20 protein-coding genes and 1 pseudogene are annotated in these 22,146 nt (G+C 65.6%); 8 read left to right on the top strand and 13 right to left on the bottom strand.

Translation table 11 applies throughout. The features are described from left to right. Positions 1 to 102: 102 nt before the first annotated feature. From ABID58_RS20990 to ABID58_RS20960, 7 genes are all read right to left on the bottom strand, one after another. Positions 103 to 933, bottom strand: a complete 831-nt coding sequence (locus tag ABID58_RS20990; RefSeq protein ID WP_354034315.1) for an ABC transporter permease — start codon at positions 931 to 933, stop codon at positions 103 to 105. Continuing rightward, entirely contained in the window at positions 930 to 2,192 is a 1,263-nt protein-coding gene (locus tag ABID58_RS20985) for an ABC transporter permease (RefSeq protein WP_354034314.1), read from the bottom strand. Before ABID58_RS20985 ends, ABID58_RS20990 begins: the two co-directional genes overlap by 4 nt. 217 nt (positions 2,193 to 2,409) lie before the next feature. Continuing rightward, positions 2,410 to 3,468: an ABC transporter substrate-binding protein gene (locus ABID58_RS20980; RefSeq protein WP_354034312.1), complete on the bottom strand. Its 1,059-nt coding sequence runs from the start codon at positions 3,466 to 3,468 to the stop codon at positions 2,410 to 2,412. A 67-nt stretch (positions 3,469 to 3,535) separates the two neighbouring features. Then, entirely contained in the window at positions 3,536 to 4,660 is a 1,125-nt protein-coding gene (locus tag ABID58_RS20975) for an ABC transporter ATP-binding protein (protein ID WP_354034311.1), read from the bottom strand. A gap of 111 nt (positions 4,661 to 4,771) precedes the next feature. After that, positions 4,772 to 6,340, bottom strand: a complete 1,569-nt coding sequence (locus tag ABID58_RS20970; protein WP_354034310.1) for a DUF4403 family protein — start codon at positions 6,338 to 6,340, stop codon at positions 4,772 to 4,774. A gap of 130 nt (positions 6,341 to 6,470) precedes the next feature. Further along, the gene (locus tag ABID58_RS20965; RefSeq protein ID WP_354034309.1) at positions 6,471 to 7,109 is read right to left on the bottom strand and encodes a Vgb family protein; all 639 of its coding nucleotides are present in this window, start codon (positions 7,107 to 7,109) and stop codon (positions 6,471 to 6,473) included. 27 nt (positions 7,110 to 7,136) lie between these two features. Next, positions 7,137 to 8,357 (bottom strand): helix-turn-helix domain-containing protein, encoded by a 1,221-nt coding sequence (locus ABID58_RS20960; protein WP_354034308.1) that lies wholly within the window; start codon positions 8,355 to 8,357, stop codon positions 7,137 to 7,139. Positions 8,358 to 8,456: 99 nt separating this feature from the next. Between ABID58_RS20960 and ABID58_RS20955 the strand changes: the two genes are divergently transcribed. After that, complete coding sequence (locus ABID58_RS20955; RefSeq protein ID WP_354034307.1) at positions 8,457 to 9,242, top strand: DUF899 domain-containing protein; 786 nt, start codon at positions 8,457 to 8,459, stop codon at positions 9,240 to 9,242. Further along, a complete protein-coding gene (locus ABID58_RS20950) occupies positions 9,239 to 9,526 on the top strand; it encodes a hypothetical protein (protein WP_502916419.1) in 288 nt (95 codons plus the stop codon). Before ABID58_RS20955 ends, ABID58_RS20950 begins: the two co-directional genes overlap by 4 nt. 75 nt (positions 9,527 to 9,601) lie before the next feature. On the opposite strand, the gene ABID58_RS20945 is transcribed toward ABID58_RS20950, so the two are convergent. The 3 genes and pseudogenes from ABID58_RS20945 to ABID58_RS20935 form a co-directional block, all read right to left on the bottom strand. Further along, the gene (locus ABID58_RS20945) at positions 9,602 to 10,330 is read right to left on the bottom strand and encodes a dienelactone hydrolase family protein (RefSeq protein WP_354034306.1); all 729 of its coding nucleotides are present in this window, start codon (positions 10,328 to 10,330) and stop codon (positions 9,602 to 9,604) included. An 89-nt stretch (positions 10,331 to 10,419) separates the two neighbouring features. Continuing rightward, positions 10,420 to 10,842 (bottom strand): c-type cytochrome, encoded by a 423-nt coding sequence (locus ABID58_RS20940; RefSeq protein WP_354034305.1) that lies wholly within the window; start codon positions 10,840 to 10,842, stop codon positions 10,420 to 10,422. 94 nt (positions 10,843 to 10,936) lie between these two features. Next, positions 10,937 to 11,654: pseudogene (locus ABID58_RS20935) on the bottom strand (L,D-transpeptidase). A gap of 274 nt (positions 11,655 to 11,928) precedes the next feature. Here ABID58_RS20935 and ABID58_RS20930 point away from each other — a divergent pair. The 3 genes from ABID58_RS20930 (at position 11,929) to ABID58_RS20920 (ending at position 14,514) form a co-directional block, all read left to right on the top strand. After that, entirely contained in the window at positions 11,929 to 12,981 is a 1,053-nt protein-coding gene (locus ABID58_RS20930; protein ID WP_354034303.1) for a glycosyltransferase family 4 protein, read from the top strand. A 33-nt stretch (positions 12,982 to 13,014) separates the two neighbouring features. After that, the gene (locus ABID58_RS20925) at positions 13,015 to 13,704 is read left to right on the top strand and encodes a class I SAM-dependent methyltransferase (protein WP_148750531.1); all 690 of its coding nucleotides are present in this window, start codon (positions 13,015 to 13,017) and stop codon (positions 13,702 to 13,704) included. Positions 13,705 to 13,854: 150 nt separating this feature from the next. Next, a complete protein-coding gene (locus tag ABID58_RS20920; protein WP_148750530.1) occupies positions 13,855 to 14,514 on the top strand; it encodes a hypothetical protein in 660 nt (219 codons plus the stop codon). A gap of 146 nt (positions 14,515 to 14,660) precedes the next feature. On the opposite strand, the gene ABID58_RS20915 is transcribed toward ABID58_RS20920, so the two are convergent. Further along, entirely contained in the window at positions 14,661 to 16,325 is a 1,665-nt protein-coding gene (locus tag ABID58_RS20915) for an aminotransferase class III-fold pyridoxal phosphate-dependent enzyme (protein WP_354034302.1), read from the bottom strand. Between the two features lie 35 nt (positions 16,326 to 16,360). Here ABID58_RS20915 and asd point away from each other — a divergent pair, with 35 nt between their 5' ends. Next, entirely contained in the window at positions 16,361 to 17,224 is an 864-nt protein-coding gene (gene asd / locus ABID58_RS20910; protein WP_148750528.1) for an archaetidylserine decarboxylase, read from the top strand. A gap of 67 nt (positions 17,225 to 17,291) precedes the next feature. Beyond that, positions 17,292 to 17,855, top strand: coding sequence for an NUDIX hydrolase (locus ABID58_RS20905; protein ID WP_354034301.1), 564 nt, complete (start codon positions 17,292 to 17,294; stop codon positions 17,853 to 17,855). A gap of 179 nt (positions 17,856 to 18,034) precedes the next feature. Here ABID58_RS20905 and ABID58_RS20900 read toward each other — a convergent pair whose 3' ends face one another. Continuing rightward, positions 18,035 to 19,369 (bottom strand): FecR family protein, encoded by a 1,335-nt coding sequence (locus ABID58_RS20900; RefSeq protein WP_354034322.1) that lies wholly within the window; start codon positions 19,367 to 19,369, stop codon positions 18,035 to 18,037. 187 nt (positions 19,370 to 19,556) lie between these two features. After that, on the bottom strand, positions 19,557 to 20,330 hold the full coding sequence (locus ABID58_RS20895; protein WP_354034300.1) for a DUF2147 domain-containing protein: 774 nt from the start codon (positions 20,328 to 20,330) through the stop codon (positions 19,557 to 19,559). A 559-nt stretch (positions 20,331 to 20,889) separates the two neighbouring features. Between ABID58_RS20895 and ABID58_RS20890 the strand changes: the two genes are divergently transcribed. Further along, positions 20,890 to 22,089: an extensin-like domain-containing protein gene (locus ABID58_RS20890; RefSeq protein ID WP_354034299.1), complete on the top strand. Its 1,200-nt coding sequence runs from the start codon at positions 20,890 to 20,892 to the stop codon at positions 22,087 to 22,089. Positions 22,090 to 22,146: the final 57 nt, after the last annotated feature.

Here is a 22,146-nt window from a genome sequence, read left to right as displayed (position 1 = left end):
CGCTGCGCTAGCGCAGCGCCGGAGCCGACCAAATCATGAACAGTGTCACCCATCCATCCGGTCTGTTCTGTTACCAATCCATCCGCTGGACAAGGTCCCCGCTCAGGCGCTGCTGCCCTTGAGCCGTTCGTTGCGCCGGCGCAGGCCTTCCAGGGTGGCGAGGAGGATGACCGAGACTGTCGTCAGGATCACCGCCGCTGCCGTGATGGTCGGGCTGATGTTCTCGCGGATGCCGCTGAACATCTCCCGCGGCAGGGTGCGCTGCTCTGGCCCTGCCATGAACAGCACGATCACCACCTCGTCGAAGCTGGTGGCGAAGGCGAACAGCGCGCCCGACGCCACGCCGGGCAGGATCAGCGGCAGGATCACGCGGCGGAACGCCTCAAGCGGCGAGGCGCCGAGCGAGGCGGCGGCGCGCGCGAGGTTGGTGTCAAAGCTTTGCAGCGTCGCGCCGACCGTGATCACCACGAAGGGCGTCGCCAGCGCGGTGTGAGCCAGGATCAAGCCGAGATAGCTGCCGGTCAGTCCGATCGGCGCGAAAAAGAAATAGAGACCGACCGCGGTGATGACACCGGGCACGACGACCGGCGACAGCACGAAAGCCAGCGCCAGCGGCTTGAACCGGCTTTTCCACTGCGCGAGCCCCAATGCGGCCAGCGTGCCGAGAACCATGGACAGAAGCGTCGAAGCGACGCCGATGATCATGCTGTTCTTCAGCGAATTCATCCAGCGCGGCGAGTTGATGAAGTCGTCGTACCAGCGCAAGGAGAGGCCGGGCAGCGGATAGGTGAGGTACGAGCCCGAGCTGACGGACAGCGGCATGATTGCGAGAATCGGCGCGATCAGGAAGATGAACACCAGCGTCGAGATGACGATGGTCGCGGTCCACGCGATGCGCTGGCTGGGCGTGCGGAGGGAAGCATTGTCGCTCAATTCTTCATCCCTCCCGTGACCTGCTGGCCCTGCACCAGCTTGCCGTAGACGAGAGCGAGCAGAATCGTGGCCAGCAGCAGCACCGCCCCCAGCGCCGACGCAAGGCCCCAATTGGCGGTCTCAGTCGTGTAGAGCGCGATGAAGTAGCTGATCATCTGATCGGCGGCGCCGCCGACCAGGGCCGGCGTGATGTAGTAGCCGAGCGCGAGGATGAAGACGAGCAGGCCTCCCGCGCCGATGCCGGGCAGGGTTTGCGGCAGGTAGATTCGCAGGAAAGCGGTGAAGGGTGGCGCGCCGAGCGAGGCGGCGGCACGCATGTAAGCCGGCGAGATCGCCTTCATGCTGCTGTACAGCGGCAGGATCATGAACGGCAGCAGCACATGGGTCATGGCCACGCAGACACCGAAGCGGTTGTAGATCAGGCGCAACGGCTCGTCGATGATGCCAAGCCAGTGCAGGCTGTCGTTCACGACGCCTTTGCTCTGCAGCAGCACGATCCAGGCGCAGGTGCGCACCAGAAGCGATGTCCAGAACGGCAGCAGCACGAAGATCATCAAGAGGTTCGACCGGCCGGGCGGCAGCGTCGCCAGCAGGTACGCGACCGGGAAGCCGAGGAGCAGGCAGAGTACGGTGACACCGAGACTGATGAGGAAGGTGCGTCCGAAGACATCGCGGTAGATGGCCTGATCCGGCGGGGCCGCGACGATCGCGCCGTCCACGTTCCGCGTCAGGTCGAGTGCCGCCAAAAGATAGAAGCCCGTGACCGGGCCACCGGCATCCTTGATCGTCGTCCAGGTGGTGCGCTCACGCCAGGCCGGGTTGATCTTGCCCAGCGTCTCCCTGGCCGTGCCGGGCTCCGGCACCGCCTTCAGATTGCGTGCGGTGCTGGTCAGGATCGTGCGAAAGCCGTTCAGGGCGTAATTGAGCCGCTTGGCTGCGATGGCAATGGTGCCGGAGGCGCGCGCCGCCAGGATGTCGCTGGCCAGCGCCGCGTAGGCCTTTTCATCCGGCAGGTCCTTGCCGTCCCAGCTGGCGAGAGCCGCAACGGTTTGGGGCAGAGCCTGACGTACCTCGCGGTCATCGATCGCGCGCCACAGCATGCCGGCGATCGGGCCCGCGAAGGTGAAGAGCAGGAAGACGAGAAGCGGCAGCACCAGCGCCAATGCCTTGACCTGGCGTGTCCGCTCTGCGCGCCGCAATCGGCGCTTGAGTGGCACCTCGGTCAACGCATTGGCGCCGGTCAAGGAAGTTGCCGTCATGTGGAGAGCCTCTTCGATCGGTCTGAGCGCGCGCCTCGTCCTTCGAGACGACCGCTTCGCGGTCTCCTCAGGATGAGGCTCATCAACACCAGTTCCTGCGAAATGGCCGCCGCACACTCCGTCCTCATCCTGAGGAGCCCGCCTAAAGCGGGCGTCTCGAAGGATGGCCGCAACGAAGATGCTCTGAATGCGCGCCGCACGCCGTTTCGCCGGCGCGTTATTTCGCGGCCCATTTGTTGAAGCGCTCGGTCAGGCGGTCGATGTTCTCGAGCCAGTAGGCAACGTTGATCTCGACAGCGTTCTTGATGTTGTCGGGCGCGGTCGGCAGATCTTTCAGGACGGCCGGCTGGATCAAGGCGGCGGCGTCCTTGTTCGAGGTGCCGTAGGCAATATTCTCCGACAATTTGGACTGGTTCTCGGCCTTGCCGGCGAAGTCCAGGAACTTGTAGGCGGCGTCCTTGTTCGGGCTGCCCTTCAGGATGACCCAGCTGTCGAGGGTGAAGAGCGCGCCGTCCCACACCATGCCGAAGTTCTTCTTCTCGTTCTTGTTCGCGGTGTCGATGCGGCCGTTATAGACCGAGGTCATCGCCACCTCGCCGGAGGCGAGCAATTGCGGCGGCTGGGCGCCGGCCTTCCACCAGACGAGGTCGCCCTTGATGGTGTCCAGTTTCTTGAATGCGCGATCGACGCCCTCGTCGGTCGCCAGCACCTTGTAGACGTCCTTCGGTGCGACGCCGTCGGCCATGAGGGCGATCTCGAGCGTGGTCTTCGGGCCCTGACGCAGGGCGCGCTTGCCCGGAATCTTCTTGGTGTCGAAGAAGTCGGCCCAGCCCTTGGGCGCATCCTTCAGCTTGTCCTTGTCGTAGCCGAGCACGAAATCGTAGAGGATGGCGCCGACGCCGCAGGGATTGACCGACGGTGGTATGTAAGCGGCCTCGCCGCCGATCTTGGAATAGTCCAGCTTCTCGAACAGCCCTTCCTCGCAGCCGACCGCGAGCTCGTCGCTCTCGACCTGGACGAGGTCCCAGGTGGCGGCGCCGCCCTGGACCTTGGCGCGCAACACGCCGACGCCGCCGTCCCAGGACTCATCGTTCATGGCAACACCGGCCGCCTTCTTGAACGGCTCGAAATAGACCTTCTTCTGGGCATCCTGATACGCGCCGCCCCACGACACGACGGTGAGGTCACGCGCCTGCGCGACTGTGGCCAGCGCGGCGCTGGCGCTGAACGCCGCGGCGAAACCCAGAGCAATCTTGCCAATCTTGCGCTTCAGCATGGTCCTTGTTCCTTCTTCATCTGCGTTGCGTTGAGGTTGATCGATGCAGGTGCCACTCGCATCGGGATCAGACGGGATCGAGGGCGAGGCAGTCCTCGGGGCGGAAGGTGATGAACACGTTTTCGCCAGGTCTTAGGCTGCTATGCCGCAGGCTATCATGCGCCCCCGGCTGGAGCTTGACCATGAACTCGGCGTTCCCTGCGACATCGAGCACGGCCAGCGCGTGGTCGCCGAGATAAATCGTGTTCTGCACTTTGGCCGGCAGCCGGTTCGGTCCGTCGCTGGAGGCGCCATCAGGGATAATGGCGATCCGCTCCGGCCGCACCGACAACGAGGTCGAAGCACCTGCGCCTGCTACGTTGACCGCACGGGCCATGACGGAGCCGCCGGCCGCCAGCGCGACGCGGCAATAGTCCTTCTCGATCGTCTCCACGGTGCCGGCCAGCACGTTGCTCTCGCCGACGAAGTTGGCGACGAAGCTGTTGACCGGATGCTCATACAGCGCGTCGGGCCTGTCGATCTGCTGCACGATGCCGTCGTTGAACACGGCGATGCGGTCCGACATGGTGAGCGCTTCGCTCTGGTCGTGGGTGACGTAGACGACGGTGATGCCCATCGTCTCGTGCAGTTGCTTGATTTCGAGCTGCATCTGCTCGCGCAGGCGCTTGTCCAGCGCGCCCAGGGGCTCGTCCATCAGCACGAGCTGCGGGTTGAAGACCAGCGCGCGGGCCAGCGCCACGCGCTGCTGCTGGCCGCCGGACAGTTGCCCGGGCCGCCGCTGCGCCAGCGTTTCCATCTTGATCATGCGCAGCGCCGCTTTGACCCGCGCTTGCGTTTCCGCCTTATTGATCTTGCGTACGGACAGTGGAAAGGCGACGTTCTCCTCGATCGTCAGGTGCGGAAACAGAGCATAGTTCTGGAACACCATGCCGATGTCGCGCTGGTGCGGCGGCATGTTCTTGATCGGCCGGTCCGCCAGGTAGATCTCGCCCTGGGTCGGAACCTCGAAGCCGGCAAGCATCATCAGCGTGGTCGTCTTGCCCGAGCCCGAGGGGCCGAGCAGGGTGATGAACTCGCCCTTCCTGATGTCGAGATCGAGGTTCTTCACCACGAGATGCTCGCCATCATAGGTCTTCTGAATGCCGGAAAAGCGCACCAGTGCCGGCGCAGGCGTGACCAGGCCGGCTTCCATGTTGTCCTCGCGTGTCCCCTACGATGCTGTCGAGAAACAGCTTAGCACCCTCCGACGAGAATGCCAGCGGTGCAAGCGACGAGATGGCGCGGGGCGGTGCGCGAAGGCGCTCTACATCCCCGACAGCCTGGTCACATACACATTCAGCGTTCCGCCGGCTTCGGCGACCACGCGCAGCGTCCTGGAATCGAAGGCGATGTCGGCCAGCGTGAGGCTGCTGATATTGGCTTCGACCTTGACGCCGTCCTCACTCTTCTGGAAGTCGGCAATGACGCCTGCGATCTTCTCGCGCGCGTTGGCGGCGATCGGCTTCAGGTCGAGTGTCGCTTTTTGCACCAGCGCCTGCTGCATTTGAGGCACCACCGCGCGGGCCGCCGCGCCGAGCAGGCCGAACGCCGCCTCGGACTCCACCGCGAGCTGGATGTCGGCGAGCCGCAGCGTCTGCTGCGCCTGGTCGAGCATCGGCCGACCCCAGATGTGCACGGTCGCCTCGGCGTCGAGCCCGAGCCAGCTCTTCTTCTCCTTGGCGCGCACCAGCAGCGAGATCAGGAGCCGCTCGCCGGAGGGGACGACGTTGACGCTCTTCACCGTGACCTCGACCGGACCGGAGCCGTCCTCTGGATAGGTGTGGCCGACCATCTGGGCTGCGATCAGCTTGTTGATCTCGGTGAAAGGCACGTCGATGGGAACGCCGATGTTCACGCCGGTGCCGGTCGGCGGCACGATCGAGATCTTGTCGGGGAACGGGCAGTCCGGCTTGGTCTGCGTCGACGTCACGCGTGTCTCGGCCTCGAGGCCGAGCAGCAGCGTCACGTTCTGCGCGTCGACGCGCGGCTGCGCTGCGATCGCGCGGGTCGGCTTCATCTCGAGCCAGAGCGGCGACAGCGCGGCCGAGGAACCGCTACCTTGCAGCGGGATCGAGCGGCAGGCCTTGGCCCATTGCACCTTGGCGTTCTCGCGCAGGCTGGGATCGTTGCGGATGCGCTCCGAGACGACGTTGAGCTGATCGCCGACCGTCTTGTCGATCAGCGGCTTCACCTGCGCGGGCACGTTGACCTTGGCGCCGGCGACGTTGAGGTTGGTGTCGCCGAGATTGACCTGTGCGCCCAAATTCGGCTCGAGATGCCAGGCGGCCGCGAGCTTCGGGCGCGAGGTGACGACCACATTGCCCTTGATCTCGGCGCTGGCGTTCAAGTTCTTGATGTTGACCGCGCCGATCCGTTTCGCCGCGTCGCCGCCGAGCACGCTGCCCAGTGCATCGCCGAGCGCGCCGGTCGCTTTCGCCGACAGCGAACCCGTCACGTTCAGCTTGCCGCTGATCGGCGTCGACAGCGTCAGCACGTCCTTGTCGCCGGTCGCCGACATCGGCCCGCGGACGGCGGTCCAGCCGATATCGCCGTCCTGCAGGATCTGCGAGATCGGATTTTCGGCCTTGCCGGCGAAGTTGCGCGGTGATGCCTTCTCGGCCTGGTCCCGGATCGCCGACAGCGCGATCGCCACTGGCGCCACCACGATCGAGCTCTTGGACACTGGCGGCAGCGGTGGCAGTTGCGCGACCGGCGGCGCCGAATTGGTCGCGCGCGGCGACAGCAAGTCCATCGCCTTCAGGCTGATGAAAAACGACGCAGCGAGCACCACAACGGCGATCAGGACAGTCTTCAAGTTCAAGGTTAGTCGCATCAGTCCCCCAGGCCGCCCCGACGGGGATTTTACAGGGCAGGCGAGCAGGGCGCTAGAGCGCACCGATGGGGTGGAATTGCGGCAAACGGGTTAACGGCTGTTTCCGTCGATCCAGGCCCTCAGTGCACAGCTAACTGCGCCTGGGACGGCGGACCGCTCTCACCTTGCCGGCGGCGCCGCCGCCGCAGAACAGGCGATCGCCGCCGTCGGATTCCAACCCTGAAACCATCGTCCCGGCCGGCAGGTCGAGCTGCTCGAGCACCTTGCCCGTTTCAGGGTCGATCCGCCTGATGTCGCTGTCCTCACCTTCCCAGGTGCCATGCCAGAGCTCGCCGTCGACCCAGGTGACCCCGGTCACGAAGCGCTTGCTCTCGATGGTGCGAAGCACCGTGCCGGTGTCCGGATCGATCTGATGGATCTTGCGCTCGCGATATTGACCGACCCAGAGCGAGCCTTCGGCCCAGGCCAACCCGGAATCGCCACCACCGCCGGGCGCGGGGATCGTGGTGAGCACCTTGCCTGTCGCAGCGTCGATCTTCTGGATGCGGTCCTCCGCGATCTGGAACAGGTGGCGGCCGTCGAACGCAGTACCCGCATGTGCGGCGACATCGAGCGAGCGCGTGATCTTGCCGTTGGCCGGATCGAGGCCATTCAATTTGTCGCCCGATGCGAACCAGACATGGGTGCCGTCATAGGTGACGCCATGCACGGCCTCGACGCCCGGAAACGGCCCGTACTCCTTGACGATCTCTGCGGCGGAACGTTTCATCTGCTCGATCCCTGTGATGCGACCAACCTAAGCCTTTAATAGCGGTCCCGGGAGTAACAAGCCTGTCGGGAATCCGGGGACGGGCGGGGTCACCCAGCGGCGCGCCCTGCCGTGGCCGAACGACTGCACCTTGTTCGACCGCGCCAGCTCCTCGAGGGCCCGCTGCACCGTGCGCGCGCTCATGGCAAGTGCGAGCGCGAGCGCCGAGCTCGACCACGGCTCGCCGTCGGCGAGAATGGCGAGGACCGCGGCGTGCTTCTCCTCGACGGGCCGGGCCAGCACGATGACGTCGCGCGTCCTGCGCGGCGCCAGCTCAAAACCCTGCCTGGTCGCGCTGATCCCGGCCAGCGGCTTGAGCTGGGTGCGCAGGCGCCCGATCTCGACGCGCAATCGCGCGCGGTGCGACTCGTCGACATGCCTGGCCCGGAACGCGCCCGATATCAACGCCTCGCGCGAGACATCCGCAGGCCATGCCTGCGCCAGCAGCCGGGCGAGCGCGAACAGCACGGGGCGCGTTCCGAGCGACACGGCCGCACCTTGCCTGCGTACGACATGATGGAAGGTGTCGACGACGAGCGCTGTCGAGGTCGCCAGTCTCTCGACCTCGCCGAGCAGCAGCGGGTGCTCGCTGCCGCGCGCGATCAGGCGCGCGGCCGGCGTGTTCAGGATCAGGCTCGCTGCGTCGACCTCGGCGGCGAGCGCCGGGATTTTCGCCAACCGCGCTGCCTTGCCTGCGCGGTCGAGGGCGGCGCGCGCCTCTCTTGTTTTCAACCGCCTGATGGCGATGCCGGCAACCACGAGCTCGCGAACGACGAGAGAGGCGGGCGGAAGCGGGGAGACGCCGATCTCGGCCAGCGTGCGCTCGGCCTCGTCGACGCGTCCGAGCAGGAGAAGACGGCGGGCCTCGATATGGCCGGCATGGGCGGCATTGGCGAGATCGCCATGGCTTGCGAGCGTCGCCCGCGCGCTTGCGAGCGACGGCGCCGGCCAGCTCAGGTCGCGCAAGACGAGTGCGATCTCGGCCTCGGCCACCACGCATCTGGCGCGCGCGACCGCCTCCCTCGGCCCGAACGCGCGCGCAGCGCTGCGCAGCAGCATCTTGGCTTTCGCGAGATCGCCGAGCTGGGCCATCGCGATGCCGCGCAGCGCCAGCGAGGGCGCATCGTTGCGCAGCGCGACGCGATTCAGGGCGCCGAGCGGATCGCCGGCTTCGAGCGCGCGGGCGGCGGCCGTGATCAGCGACTCCATGAAAATCCCGCCACACTTGTTACTCCCACCACGCAACCGTCTGGTGCCAGAAATCGTTGACGGCCGACAATGTGCGGTGAGCAAGAGGTTTGGAGAGCCATGATGACATCAGCAGAAAAAGCAGGAACCAACGGACAGCCCGCCATGCAAACACCGCCAGTGGTGTCGCCGCAGGACTGGGAGGCAGCCCGTCAGCAACTGCTCGTGAAGGAAAAGGCGCATACCCGTGCCCGCGACGCACTCGCCGCCGAACGCCGGCGCATGCCGTGGATGGAAGTCGACAAAACCTACGCATTCGAGACGCCTTCGGGCAAGGCCAGTCTGCTCGATCTGTTCCAGGGCCGAAGGCAACTGATCCTGTACCGGGCCTTCTTCGAGCCGGGCGTGTTCGGCTGGCCCGACCATGCCTGCCGCGGCTGCTCCATGGTGGCCGACCAGGTCGCCCATGTCGCGCATTTGAACGCCCGCGACACCACGCTGGTGTTCGCCTCGCGCGCCCCGCAGCCGGATATCGCGCGGCTGAAGGCGCGGATGGGCTGGAACATCCCGTGGGTCACCATCACCGACAGTTTTGATGCCGATTTCGGCGTCGGTGAGTGGCACGGGACCAACGTGTTCTACCGCGACGGCGGGCGGATCTTCCGTACCTATCTGATCAAGAGCCGCGGCGACGAGCAGATGGGCGGCACCTGGAACTACCTCGACATCACCCCGCTCGGCCGCCAGGAGGTCTGGGAGGATTCGCCGGCCGGCTATCCGCAGACGCCGACCTACAAATGGTGGAACTGGCACGACAGCTACGAGGACGGTAGCGCGCCCGACAAGAAGTGGGTCGAGGTGTCCGATGCCGGAGAAAAGGCGCTTCGCGAGAAGGGCGCGCAGTGACCGAGGCCCATCCCGCCGGCGCGGCTGCCGACGCCGGCCGTGCTGGCGGAGAGGTGGTGACCGCATCCCACGTCGCCAGATGGCTGGGTCTTGCGGCTACCCCGACCTTCGCGGTCATGGCCCTGCTGACGGCGGTTCTCGGCGGTGGTCCGGCGGACATGCTCTGCGCCGCCGGGCACGGCTCGATGCTCGGCGGGATGGTGCCGATGTATCTGCTGATGAGCGCGTTTCACGCGGCGGCGTGGCTGAGGCTGATCTCGGGGCGGCGGGGCGCCGTCGGGTAAGTGACGGACGCCGTCTGATCGCGAGGTCGGCGGCGGGAGCGGCTGTCATATCCGGTCGATGTCCATCGGGATCGTCTAGCGCAGCCTCATCCCAAAGACGTCCTCGAACAGGCCGAGCATGGCAGCCCAGGAGCGCCGGTCGGCGGCCTCGTGATAGGCATGGTTCGGAAGCCCCATGTCTATGAGCTCGGGATTGGTGAAGCCGTGTGCGGCGCCGCCATGGACATGGACCTGCCAGTCGACGGATGTCCTGCTCATGATGTCTTCGAAGCTCGCGAGCTGCGTCGGCGACACCAGTGCGTCGGCCGCGCCGTGACAGACCAGCACCGAGCCCTTGATGTTGGCTGCGTCTTCGGGCCGTTCGCTGGCGAGCCCGCCGTGAAAGCTCACGACGGCTGCAAGATCGGCGCCGGTCCGCGCCAGTTCGAGGGCCGTCGTGCCGCCGAAGCAATATCCGATGGCTGCGAGCTTTCCTGCATCGACCGTCGTCTGCTGCATCAGCGCCAGACGCGCGGCGTCTGCGCGTTCGCGCCAGCGCGTGGTGTCGGCACGCAACGCATTCATGAGTACGATCGCCTGCGGCACGTCGGGCGCCGTTTTGCCGCCGCCATAGAGATCGGCCACGAGCACGACGAAGCCGAGCCTCGCCAATTGTTCCGCCTGCGCAGTCGCATGCGTGCCGATGCCGCGCGCGTCGGGGAACAGGATTATGCCGGGGCGCTTCGCGGCAGGTGAACCATCAGCGACCAAGACGCCGCGAAGCTCGGCAACACTGTCACGGTATTCGAGAGTGCTCTTGTTCATCCCATTATTCCTCGTCGACCCAACAAATCACGCTGACCGTGGCGAGGCAATTGTCGGTTGCGGCCGCGGCGGACCCGCCGATCGGATCTTTAGCGTGAGTCCGACGCCGACTGCAGATAGGAAACCACCTTGGCCGCTTCGTCAGGCGAGACGCCGCCATAGGGCTGCATCTTGTTGCCCGGGACGACCTCGTCCGGCTTGACCATGAAACGGACGAGTTTGTCCTGGTCCCAGACGAAGCCGGCTTCCTTCATCGACGGAGAGTAGTTGTAGTTCGGCAGCGAACCGGCCTTGCGTCCGATGATCTTGTTGAGGTTGGGACCGAGGCGATTGTCGCCTTCCTTCACCGAATGGCAGGTGCGGCAGGAATTGTTGAAAGCCTGTTGGGCTGCATCATCGCTCGCCGGCTGTTGCGCGAGCGAGGAGGACGCGGAGAGGAGCAGCGTCAATGCTCCCACGGCGGCGATCGGGGGCAGCCATGTGTCGCGCGATGTCTGCAGGCGTGATTGCATCTGCGCCTCCACTTGGGGTGACCAGGCGTGCTCGTTGCAAACGAAAACGGCCCCGGTCAGTTCCGGGGCCGTTTGCGTCACAATGTCCAGTCGCTTACCGCGTGGCGCTACCGAAGCTCGGCGCGGCGCTCCGTCATCGGCAGCACGATCACCTTGGTGCCGACGTTGACGCGGGCGTAGAGGTCGGAGACGTCGTCATTGGTCAGGCGGATGCAGCCGGAGGAGACGTGCTTGCCGATCGTGTCGGGGGCGTTGGTGCCGTGGATGCGGTAGACGGTGCCGCCGAGATACATGGCGCGGGCGCCGAGCGGGTTGCCGGGGCCGCCGGCCATGTGGCGCGGCAGATAGGGCTGGCGCTGGATCATTTCCGGCGGCGGCGTCCAGTCCGGCCACTCGGCCTTCTTGGTCACCGACTGCGTGCCGGACCAGGTGAAACCATCGCGGCCCACGCCGATGCCGTAGCGGATCGCCTGGCCGTTGCCGAGCACGTAATAAAGATAGGTGTTGGGCGTATCGATAATGATGGTGCCCGGGGCTTCACGCGTTGCGTAGCTGACGGTCTGGCGGCGGAAGCGGGCCGGCGTCTCGACCGCGTCCTGATCCTCGGACGGTGCGGTCTGATAGGTCGGCGCCTGATAGGGCTGGTACGGCTGAAGCGGCTGCGGCGCAGTCATCGTCGGCAGCGGCTGGAAGAACGGGAAGAGCTGCACGGGCGCGGCTTTGGCGGGGCCGGCAAATGCGATTGCGGTCACAGCCACTGCACTGACGGCAACGGCGCGCGAAAACGTCTTGAACGTGTCCAGATTGAACATTGGTCGCCCCTGTCTGCGTGGTGTTTCTTGGTCACCCCGGCACCGTTTCGGTGCTCCGTTGCGTCAATCACTAACGACAAGAAGTTTCGGGACGTTTGCACGGAAAACCGAAAACGGTTTCGTCGCGGCAAGGATTGTTTCATGACGGTTTCGTGGCCCGGCCAGGCTGTTAACGAACAAAACAGCGCGCCGACACTTATGTGACGTCACACGCCTGAAATATCCGTGGTTGATGGTCCTAAGCCGAGAATCATCAAACTCTCGGGATTTCCCCATGCGGGTATTAATCGCGACTGACGCCTGGCATCCGCAGGTCAACGGTGTGGTCCGGACGCTGACCTCGCTGGCGACCGCCGCCAAGGCCTTCGACGTCGAGATCGACTTCCTGACGCCGGACGGCTTCCGGTCGTGGCCGCTGCCGACCTATCCGGGCCTGCGCGTGGCGCTGCCTGCGGGTAAGGAGATCGCGCGGCGGATCGAGAGGGCCGCGCCCGAAGCGCTGCATATCGCAACCGAAGGCCCGATCGGCTGGGCGGCGCGCGCCTATTGCCGCCGCAACGGTCTCGCCTTCACCACCTCCTACACCACGCGCTTTCCGGAATACGTCTCGGTGCGGACCGGCATCCCGGACGCCGTCGGCTATGCCGTGCTGCGCCACTTCCACGATGCCGCCGCCATGACCATGGTGGCGACGCCGTCGCTGCGGCAGGAGCTGTCGGGGCGCGGCTTCAAGCGGCTGGGCTTCTGGGGGCGCGGCGTCAACACCGAGCTGTTTCATCCGGACGCTCCGGCCAGGCTCGACCTGCCGGGTCCTATCTTCATGACCATGGGCCGCGTTGCGGTGGAGAAGAATCTCGAGGCGTTCCTCGCGCTCGATCTGCCCGGCACCAAGGTCGTCGTCGGCGACGGCCCGCAGAAGGCCGCGCTGGAGAAGAAATATCCGGACGCGGTTTTCCTCGGCGAGAAGAAGGGCGCGGATCTGACCGCGCATCTCGCCGCCGCCGACGTCTTCGTGTTCCCGAGCCTCACCGACACGTTCGGCGTGGTGCAGCTCGAAGCGCTCGCCTGCGGCACGCCGGTTGCGGCGTTTCCGGTGACGGGACCGAAGGACGTCATCGCCGATCATCCGATCGGCGCGATCGACAACGATCTGCGCGCCGCCTGCTTGCGCGCACTCACCATGTCGCGCGAGACCTGCCGCAACTTCGCGCTGGAGCGTTCCTGGGAGAACAGCGCGCGCCAGTTCGTCGGCAATCTCACCTCACTCCAGCCCAGCCGCGTCCTGCGCGCCTCGCCTCGCATGGCGCGGCGGCCGGTGCGCGGCTGATCCATATTTTGACCCACAGCGAGAACCTCATCGATGGCTAAGATCATGAACCTTGACGGCACCCAGCAGCTCGACCTCACCCGCGGCACGGTCGAGCAGGCCTATGATCGCTGGGCGCCGGTCTACGATCTCGTGTTCGGCGGCGTGTTCGCCAAGGGCCGTCAGGCCGCGATCGCAGCCACCAACAAGATCGGCGGCCGCGTGCTCGAGGTCGGCGTCGGCACCGGCATTTCGCTGCCGCTTTATGCCCCGAACTTGCGCATCTTCGGCACCGACATTTCGGAAGCGATGCTCGACAAGGCACGCCAGCGCGTCACCGAGGGCAACCTGAAGAACGTCGAAGGCCTCGCGGTGATGGACGCCGAGAAGCTCGAATTCCCCGACAATTCCTTCGACGTCGTGATGGCGCAGTATGTCGTCACCGCAGTGCCGAATCCGGAAGTCGCGCTCGATGAATTCGCCCGCGTGCTGCGTCCGGGCGGCGAACTGATCATCCTCACCCGCGTCAGCGCCGATACCGGCATGCGCCGATTCATCGAGCAGAAGCTCCAGCCGGTGGTGCGTCCGCTCGGCTTCCGCACCGCTGAGTTCGCCTGGTCGCGCTATGCGAAGTGGCTGGCCGGCGCCAAGGGCATCGAGCTTGCCGAGCGCCGCCTGATTCCGCCGCTCGGTCATTTCTCGCTGGTGCGCTTCCGCAAGGTCGACGTCGCCAAGGCAGCCTGAGCAAGTCTGCGTCGGAGCGGCGCGATCCGCCGCTCACGCGTTCGCGTGCGTCATCGCGTCGCTGCATCGTCACATGACAAAATCATGATGTCACACGGCCTACATCGAATCCCTGTAAATCCTGAACCCGAAAGCATTTTGGGGGAGAGCATGATCAAGAATTATATCGAGCAGCTGCGGATCCAGCGCTGGGACGACCATCGCTACTATCACCACAGCCGCATCAATCAGAGCCTGCACTTCGTCAGCGCGCTGAGCTTTCTCTTTGCCTATGTCTGGCTGTTCGTCGATCCCATGATCTCGGCGCTGGTCGGCTGGCTGGTCTCGATGACCTCGCGCCAGGCCGGTCACTTCTTCTTCGAGCCGCACGATTACGACCATATCAACCAGGCGACGCATGAGTACAAGGAAGACATTAAGGTCGGCTACAACCTTCAGCGCAAGGTGGTGCTGATGGCGATCTGGGCGGCATCCCCGCTAGTGCTGTTCGTCGACCCCACGCTGTTCGGCCTGTTTACCCCCTGGGCGAGCGCGACCGATTTCATGCGGCAGGTCGCCAAGATCTGGCTCGTGATCGGCGGCGGCGGTCTCCTGTTCCGCACCGTGCACCTGTTCTTCATCCGCGACGTCGAGACCGGCCTGGTCTGGATGACCAAGATCCTGACCGACCCCTTCCACGATTTGATGCTCTATCGCAGCGCCCCGCTCGCCTTGATGCGCGGCGAGCTGATGGACCCCGGCCTGCACCTCAACCCCGAGCACACGCTGGGCCTCATCTCCGAGCCCACGCTCGAAGAGCAGCACGCCTGAACGCGCTGCGCACACTGACCACTCCAATGTCTGATGGTTACGTCATGCCCGGGCTTGTCCCGGGCGTCCACGTCTTGGAAGTTTCGTGCAGAAGCGCGTGGATGGCCGGGACAAGCCCGGCGATGACGGCGTTGGAGGAACTAGCCTCAGCGCCCGAAGCGCTTGGCCAGCATCTCTTTCAGGATCTGCCGCTTGATGTTCTTGTTGGTGAGCGCGCCATCGTGCCACCAGAAGCCGTCGGCCTTCATCTTCCCGGCGGCGCGGACGAAGCGGTCGGCGACCTCAGTGAAGTCGGCATCGGTGTAGTTCAGGCTGAAGATCAGCCGGCCGGTACCGACCCAGCTCAGCGACAGGCCTTCGGCGCGAAGGTAATATTGCAGCATCCAGTTGTAGCGGGACGGGGTGGTGTATTTCACCGTCCAGATCGACGAGAAGTTTGCGAACTGCACCGGCAGCTTGGCGTCGGTCATCATCTGGTTGAGTTTTTGCGCGCGGCCGTTCCAGGTCGCGTCCAGCCCGTCATAGATGGCGCGGAAATTCGGGCTGGCGAGCCGGCTCAAGAACTCGTCCATGGCCGTCATGACATAGGGATGCGAGTTGAAGGTGCCGCGGGCGAAGCAGATGTCGGCGGGACGGTCGTCGCGGAAGCGGCGCATCAGCTCGTGTCTGCCGCAGACCACGCCGACCGGCAGGCCGCCGGCGAGGCTCTTGCCGTAGGTCACCATGTCGGCCTTGACGCCAAAATATTCCTGGGCGCCGCCGCCGGCGAGCCGGAAGCCGACGAAGACCTCGTCGAAGATCAGCACGATGCCGCGCTCGGTGCAGACTTCGCGCAGCTGCTTCAGCCACTCGGTGTAGGCCACGCGATCGAAATTGCCGCCGCGCGACGAGTCGACCAGCGAGGAATCGCCGGGCGCGTTGGCGTTCGGATGCAGCCCTTGCAGCGGATTGACCAGCACGCAGGCGATGTCCTTGCGCGTGCGCAGCACGTGCAGCGTCTTCTCCGACATCTCGGAGAGGGTGTAGGTCTCGTGCGCATTGATCGGATTGCCGACACCCGGCTGCACGTCGCCCCACCAGCCGTGGTAGGCGCCGGCGAAGCGAACCAGATGGGTGCGCTTGGTGTGGTAGCGCGCGAGCCGCACCGCCTGCATCACCGCTTCGGTGCCGGACATGTGGAACGAGACCTCGTCGAGACCCGAGATCTGGCAGAGCCGCTGCACGTTCTCGAGGATGACGGGATGATAGGGGCCGAGCACCGGGCCGAGCGCGTGCGCCCGCTTCTGGGAGCCCTCGATGCATTCCTTGTAGAAGTCGTTGCCGAAGATGTTGACGCCATAGGACCCGGTGAGGTCGTAGGAGGTGTTGCCGTCGACATCCGTGACGGTAACGCCGCTCGACGATTCCATGAAGGTCGAGGTGCCCAGATGCTCGCGGACGAGACGCGAGAACTGGAACGGCACGCGGTAGGTTTCGGTGAAGTTGAGGTCGGAGATCGTCTCCGCCGCTTCCTTCGTCATCGCGCGGCCCTTGGGGTAGCGATCGGCGTAGAGAGCTGCAAGGCGGAAGAAGGCCTCCTTGCGCTGCATCACCACATTGTCAGGCGCGCCGTCGCAGCCGAAATACTTGTCACCCTCGAACTCGTAGAACGGCAGCAGCTTTGCCACCCGGCGCGACATCTTGGAGTGCCCGGCGAGCGAGCGGTGCTTGGCGCGGGACAGTTCGATCCGCGCCTTCAGCTTCGGGAAGGCGGCGGCAGCGGACGCTGCGGCGGCCACGGAAAATGAGAGAATCGGGAGTGTCGTTTCCATGACAACAAGCGCTAATACTGCGAGCTGACAGATTCATGACAGTCAAAGCCCTCATCGCCTCTTTCACCCAGCAGGAAGACCTCAACTTCCTGTTGACCAACCGCATCCCCCGCGCAGGCTTGACCCGCTTCATGGGGTGGTTCTCCAAGATCGAGAACCCGCTGGTGCGGGACGGCTCCATCGCGCTGTGGAAGCTGTTCTCCGACCTCGATCTGTCGGAGGCGAAGAAAGACCGTTTCAGCAGTCTGCACGACTGCTTCACCCGTGAGCTCAAGCCGGGCCTACGGCCGTTTGATCCGGATCCGTCGGTGGTCGCCAGTCCCTCGGACGGCATTGTCGGCGCCCATGGCCGTATCGCCGACACCGAGCTGTTCCAGGTCAAGGGCGCGCCCTATTCGCTGCTCGACCTGCTTGGCGATCCCGCGCTGGTCGAGCAGCACCGCAACGGAAGCTTCGTGACGCTGCGGCTGACCTCGAGCATGTATCACCGCTTCCACGCACCGTTCGATGCGCATATCGAGCGCGTCACGCTGATCCATGGCGACGTCTGGAACGTCAACCCGATCGCGCTGAAGCGGGTCGAGCGGCTGTTTTGCAAGAACGAGCGCGCGGTGATCCGCACGCATTTGTCGACCGGCGAGGCCGTGACGCTGGTGCCGGTCGCCGCGATCCTGGTCGCCAGCATCCGCTTGCATTTCCTCGACATGGTGCTGAATGCGCAGACACGCGGTCCCGTCAATTTCCCCTGCGACGTCAGTGTGACCAAGGGCGAGGAGCTCGGCTGGTTCGAGCACGGGTCGACCATCATCATCCTGGCGCCCGGTGATTTTTCGTTCTGCGACGGTATCACTGAGGGGACGCGCATCCGCGCCGGTCAAGCGCTGCTGAGGAAAAACTAGCCTTCAATCCGCCGTCTCGGCCGCCTATATCGTCCGCCGGGACAATTCGATCGACACGGATCTTGTGATGGCGCGGGCGCCGGTGATGGCGGCGGGTGGTATTGTGCTGCGGCGTGGCGACACGCCGCTGATCGCGGTTGTGCGCCAACGCAAGCGCAATGAATGGGTTTTGCCCAAGGGCAAGCTCGACGATGGCGAGACGCCGAAGCAAGCCGCGCATCGCGAGGTGTTGGAGGAGACCGGCCACGACGTGGTCGTGCAAGAGTTTCTGGGCACGATAGCCTACCAGTCCGCCGGCCCCATCAAGATCGTGCATTTCTGGCGGATGGAGGCTGGGGCCGGTCCCGTCCGCAAGCTCATGAACGACATCAAGGCGGTCGACTGGCTGACGCTGGACGACGCGCTCGCGCGCCTGTCGCGCGAATACGAGCGCGCCTTCCTCACCCAGGTTGGCCCGATCGCGATCGCCGCGGCCGGCCTCGCATCGTCACCCGCGCCGGAGCCGACGTTGGCCGCCGACGACATCGACGGGGCCTTGCAGACCCTGACGCCCGCCGAGGCTGCCTCCGTCGATGAGCTGCGGCACGGCCTGCTGCAAAAGGTGCGGGCCTGGTTGCGCGGCGAGGCGTGAGGTTGCTTCGCGCCCCGCTTGCGGGTGCATCCACGCGTTGATGCGGATGGAGGAGAGTTCGCTCTCGCCACGTCGTCATTGCGAGCGCAGCGAAGCAATCCAGAATCTTTCCGCGGAGGGACTCTGGATTGCTTCGTCGCAAGGGCTCCTCGCAATGACGGGGAGGCGCGCTCGCCAACCTATCGCTTCTTCTTTTCCTTCGGAGCGGGAGCTGGCGCAGGCTTGCGCGGCGCGACTGGGCGTTGCGCGGCGGGCAGGCGCTGCTGCAGGCCGGGCTGGTGTGGTGCTGTGCCTTGTTGCGGCTGGGCGGCCGGCTGCATGCCGGGCTGCAATCCGGTGCGCGGCGTTTGCGGCTGTGGCGTCGTGCCCGGCCGGGGCGCGATCGCGCCGGGCGCTCGCGGAGATTGTCCGCTGCGCTGTGGCTGCGTCTGCGGCGCGCCGCCGGGCTGCGTGCCTTGTCCGGGACGCGGCTGGGTCGCGCCGCCTTGTCCCGGACGCTGCGGCTGTTGCGTGCCCGGACGGTTGTTCTGACCGGGCTGGCCGTTCGGCCGCTGCGGCTGCTGGTTCGGCGCCGTGTTCGGACGCAATTGCTGTTGCTGCGGCGGCTGCGCCGGTCGCGGAATGCGGCTGATCGCGGCCGGATTGGCGCGGCGGAAGTCGCGCTGCTCGGTGACGATCTGGCGGCCGGTGGTCTGCGCCGCGTGCACCTGGCTGACGAAGCCGCGGTCGCGCGCGATCTGCTGCGGTGGGATCGTGATCGGCACCGCGGCAAAGCGCATGCCGCCCGGGCCGGCCGCACCCGGCCGGATCGCAAAGCCGCTCGAGGCTTGCGTCAGCGCGCCGAGCCGCGTGCCGCTGGTGCGGTCGTTGACATCGATATGGCCGACCCGGCCGTCGGCGTCGGGATAGAGTTTGATGTTGACGTTATTCGCAGTGTTCGCGGTCGCGTTCTCAGGCACGTCGACCACGCCGGTGGTGCCGCGAATGCCGAGCGTTGCAGTCGGCGTTGCGATCTTCATGTCGCCGGTCTTCGCCACCGCCGCCGCGACGAAGGCGACCGTGCCCTTGCCGATGTCGTAGATCGCCGAGTTCTGCTTGCCGCCGTCCTCATAGACGTAATTGTCGATGGTGATCTTTGAGCCGGCGGAGAGATTGAACGTGGTTGCGTCGTTGAAGGTGATGCCGAGCGAGGAGTTCGAGGACGTCTGCACGACGTCGTTGAGATAAATGTCGTCGCGCACCTTCAGCGGATAGGAGTTCTTGTCGCGGATCACGGTCGCGATCCCCGTCACCGTCGCGACGTTGCCGATCGGCTCCACAGTGGCGGGCTGCGCATCGCCGGCCGGCGCCGGCGAGGCCGATGGCGTGGGGGAGGGGGCAGGCGTCGCCTGCGGCTGCGCTTGTGCCTGGGCTTGCGCGAGCTCGATTGCGTCGGACGCGCACGCCCTGTCCACGCCGGCCAGCGGCAGCGCCAGCAGCGGCAAAGCAAATACGACGCGGCGCCAAGCCACCATCAAAGTCACGAATGAGGTCCCGGTGAGAACAAGAGGCGAGATCGGTCGATATCAGCCGGAGCTGACTGAATGGCGGATGAACGTCTGTCGCACGGGACGGGCGAACGTACAAACGCCACGTCCCGGTGTCAGGGACGTGGCGCCATCTTGGGAACAAGAACGTTTGCCGGCGGCGAGGCCGTCGGCGTCAGCCCACCCGCTTCCAGGTCTGGCCGCCGCAGAACATGCCGCCGAAGGCGCAGCCCTGCACACGCATCGCGTTCGGACCCTTCATCGCGATCGTCGAGTCGTAGTTGCGGCCGGAGTCGGGATCGTGGATGCGGCCGCTCCACTTGGCGCCGTCGGGCTTCATGTTGATCAGGATCCGCTCATTGCTCTTCTCGGCATAGCCGCAGAGGTTGGTGCCGCACTGCTCGACGCGGACGTTGCCCTTGTTCTCTTCGGTCGCCCACACGCCGAGCGGCGTGTTCGCGGCCTGCACGGGCGCGACGGGAGCCGGAGCAGGTGCCGGAGCCGGCGCATAAGCGGGAGCAGCGGCGACCGGAGCAGGAGCGGCACCCGGCGCAGGCTGCGTGGTCGTGTCGACAGATGGCGCGGTGGCAACGGTCGTGGCGAGGGCAGCGGCAGCGGGTGCGACTGGCGCGGTGGCCTGCATCGGCGCGGGCGCCACGGGCTGCTGCTGCACCGGAGCCGGCGCGGGCTGCGCGGTCGTCGTCGACGGCGTGGTGTCGTCATCGTCCTTGGAGCCGCCAAGGCCGTTGAGATTGATGTCGTTCAGCTTGATCGGCTTGTTCGACAGGCCCGGCGCCACGATGGTGACGCAATCGAGCGAGGCGCAGTTGCGCGGCGTCTCGATGCGGATGCGCTGGCCTTCGATCTGGAACGAGAGCGAATTGCCGGCATGTGCGACGGCAGTTGATGCGAGGAAGACGGCGGTGGCGGCGATGGTGAGCTTGTTCATGACAACCTCCGAAATGGCGTGGTCCCGATATGGACTGAAGTCTGTCGTGGACCGGATGTGGTTCGACCCTATGCCCAATGCCTCCGCCCATCTGTGATGGACCTCACAACGGCTGCCTGGGTGAGACAGCGCAACGCTGCTGATCTGCAGCGCGATTTCAAGATTGGTGGCATCACCGGATCGAACCGTTCGAATTTCTGAGCAACCCAAAACGCCCGGCGGCCAGACAATCTGGCTTCAGCCGGGCAGGCCCGTGATGCGGTCGGTGGACGCTGCTAGATCATGCCGAGCACGATGGCGCCGACAAAGGCCATGGCAAGGTACGCGGTGACAACGCTCAGTCTCCCGACGAACGTCATGACGTTGCTCCTGAGATCCCGCTTGGGATCGCTCCCTCTGCGCGCCGCCTTGCGCGCAATCATTATGGTTAACAAAAACTCACCGCCGAAAAAAGTCAGCCTCGTTGTCGTTCGCCTGCGGCCGCGGACGCGTCATGGTAAAGGAAAGCTGAAATCGACACGTTGAAGAGTCTTTAAGTAAATTCACCGAACGTGCGCGCATGACGCGCGGAGTTCGTTTGTATCTCGTCGGCTCCATCGTCCTTGTTTCGCTCGCGGGTTGCGGACGCGGCTTGTTCCAGGCCGAACGCGAACCGTGGCGGGCCGAGGCAGAAGCGGCGTGCCTGAAATCGGGCGCCGTGAAAGAGAGCGCCGACATCGTCCGGATCGAGCCGATCTCCGGCCCCGGCATGTGCGGCGCCGAGTTTCCGCTGAAGGTCGCCGCCATCGGCGAGGGGGCGAGCAGCTACGGTTTCGCCGATGAGGAGCTGCGCCCGCCCGGCAGTATCGGCAATCAGCCGCGCTGGCCGGTGACGCAGCCGCAATCGAATTATCCGGCGGCTGGCTATCCGCAGCGGTCGAACTATCCCGAGAGCGTGGCGCGCCAGCCGTCCGGCTATGGCGCCTCCTCCGGCCCGGTGTCGCTCAGCGCGCCCGGCGTGGCGCCACATGAAGACGAGATCGATCTGCCGCCCGAAGGCACCGACGCCGCGGGCGCCGCGCGCTACATGAATGCGCCGAGCTATCCGGCGCGGCAGCCCGGTCCGGCGCCTTATTCGCAGGCCCCCGCACAGCAGCCGCTGCCGCGCTTGGGTCCGGCGCAGGGCAATCCCGTCACCGCGGTCGGTCCGGTCGCGGTGAAGCCGCCGGCGACGCTGGCCTGTCCGATCGTCTCCGAGCTCGACCGCTGGTTTGCCGACAGCGTGCAGCCTTCGGCGATGCGCTGGTTCGGCGCCCGCGTGGTCGAGATCAAGCAGATCTCCGCCTATTCCTGCCGCGGCATGAACGGCAACCCGAGCGCCCATATCTCCGAGCACGCCTTCGGCAATGCGCTCGACGTTGCCGCCTTCGTGCTCGCCGATGGCCGCCGCATCAGCGTGAAGGACGGCTGGCGCGGCATGCCGGAAGAGCAGGGATTCTTGCGCGACGTGCAATCCGGCGCGTGCGCGCATTTCACCACCGTGCTCGCGCCGGGCTCGAACGTCTATCACTACGATCACATCCACGTCGACCTAATGCGCCGCGCCAGCCGCCGCCTGATCTGCCAGCCGGCCGCAGTCTCCGGCGAAGAGGTCGCGGCGCGGGCGCAGCGGCGCAATCCGTATGCGAGCAATCGCGATCCCTCCGTGACCGGCGCGCTCGGTGCGCGCAAGAGCAAGCACGAGAAGATCAACGAGGAAGACGAGTTCTCGGACGATTAGACGGACACATTTCAGAATGCCCGCCGACATCGTCGGCTATCTCACGCATCCGCAGGT

It is taken from the genome of Bradyrhizobium sp. S3.2.6, assembly GCF_040546885.1.
Taxonomy (GTDB): domain Bacteria; phylum Pseudomonadota; class Alphaproteobacteria; order Rhizobiales; family Xanthobacteraceae; genus Bradyrhizobium; species Bradyrhizobium cytisi.
Note: the sequence above shows the minus strand (reverse complement) of the source record. Positions and strands in the feature narration are given on the sequence as shown.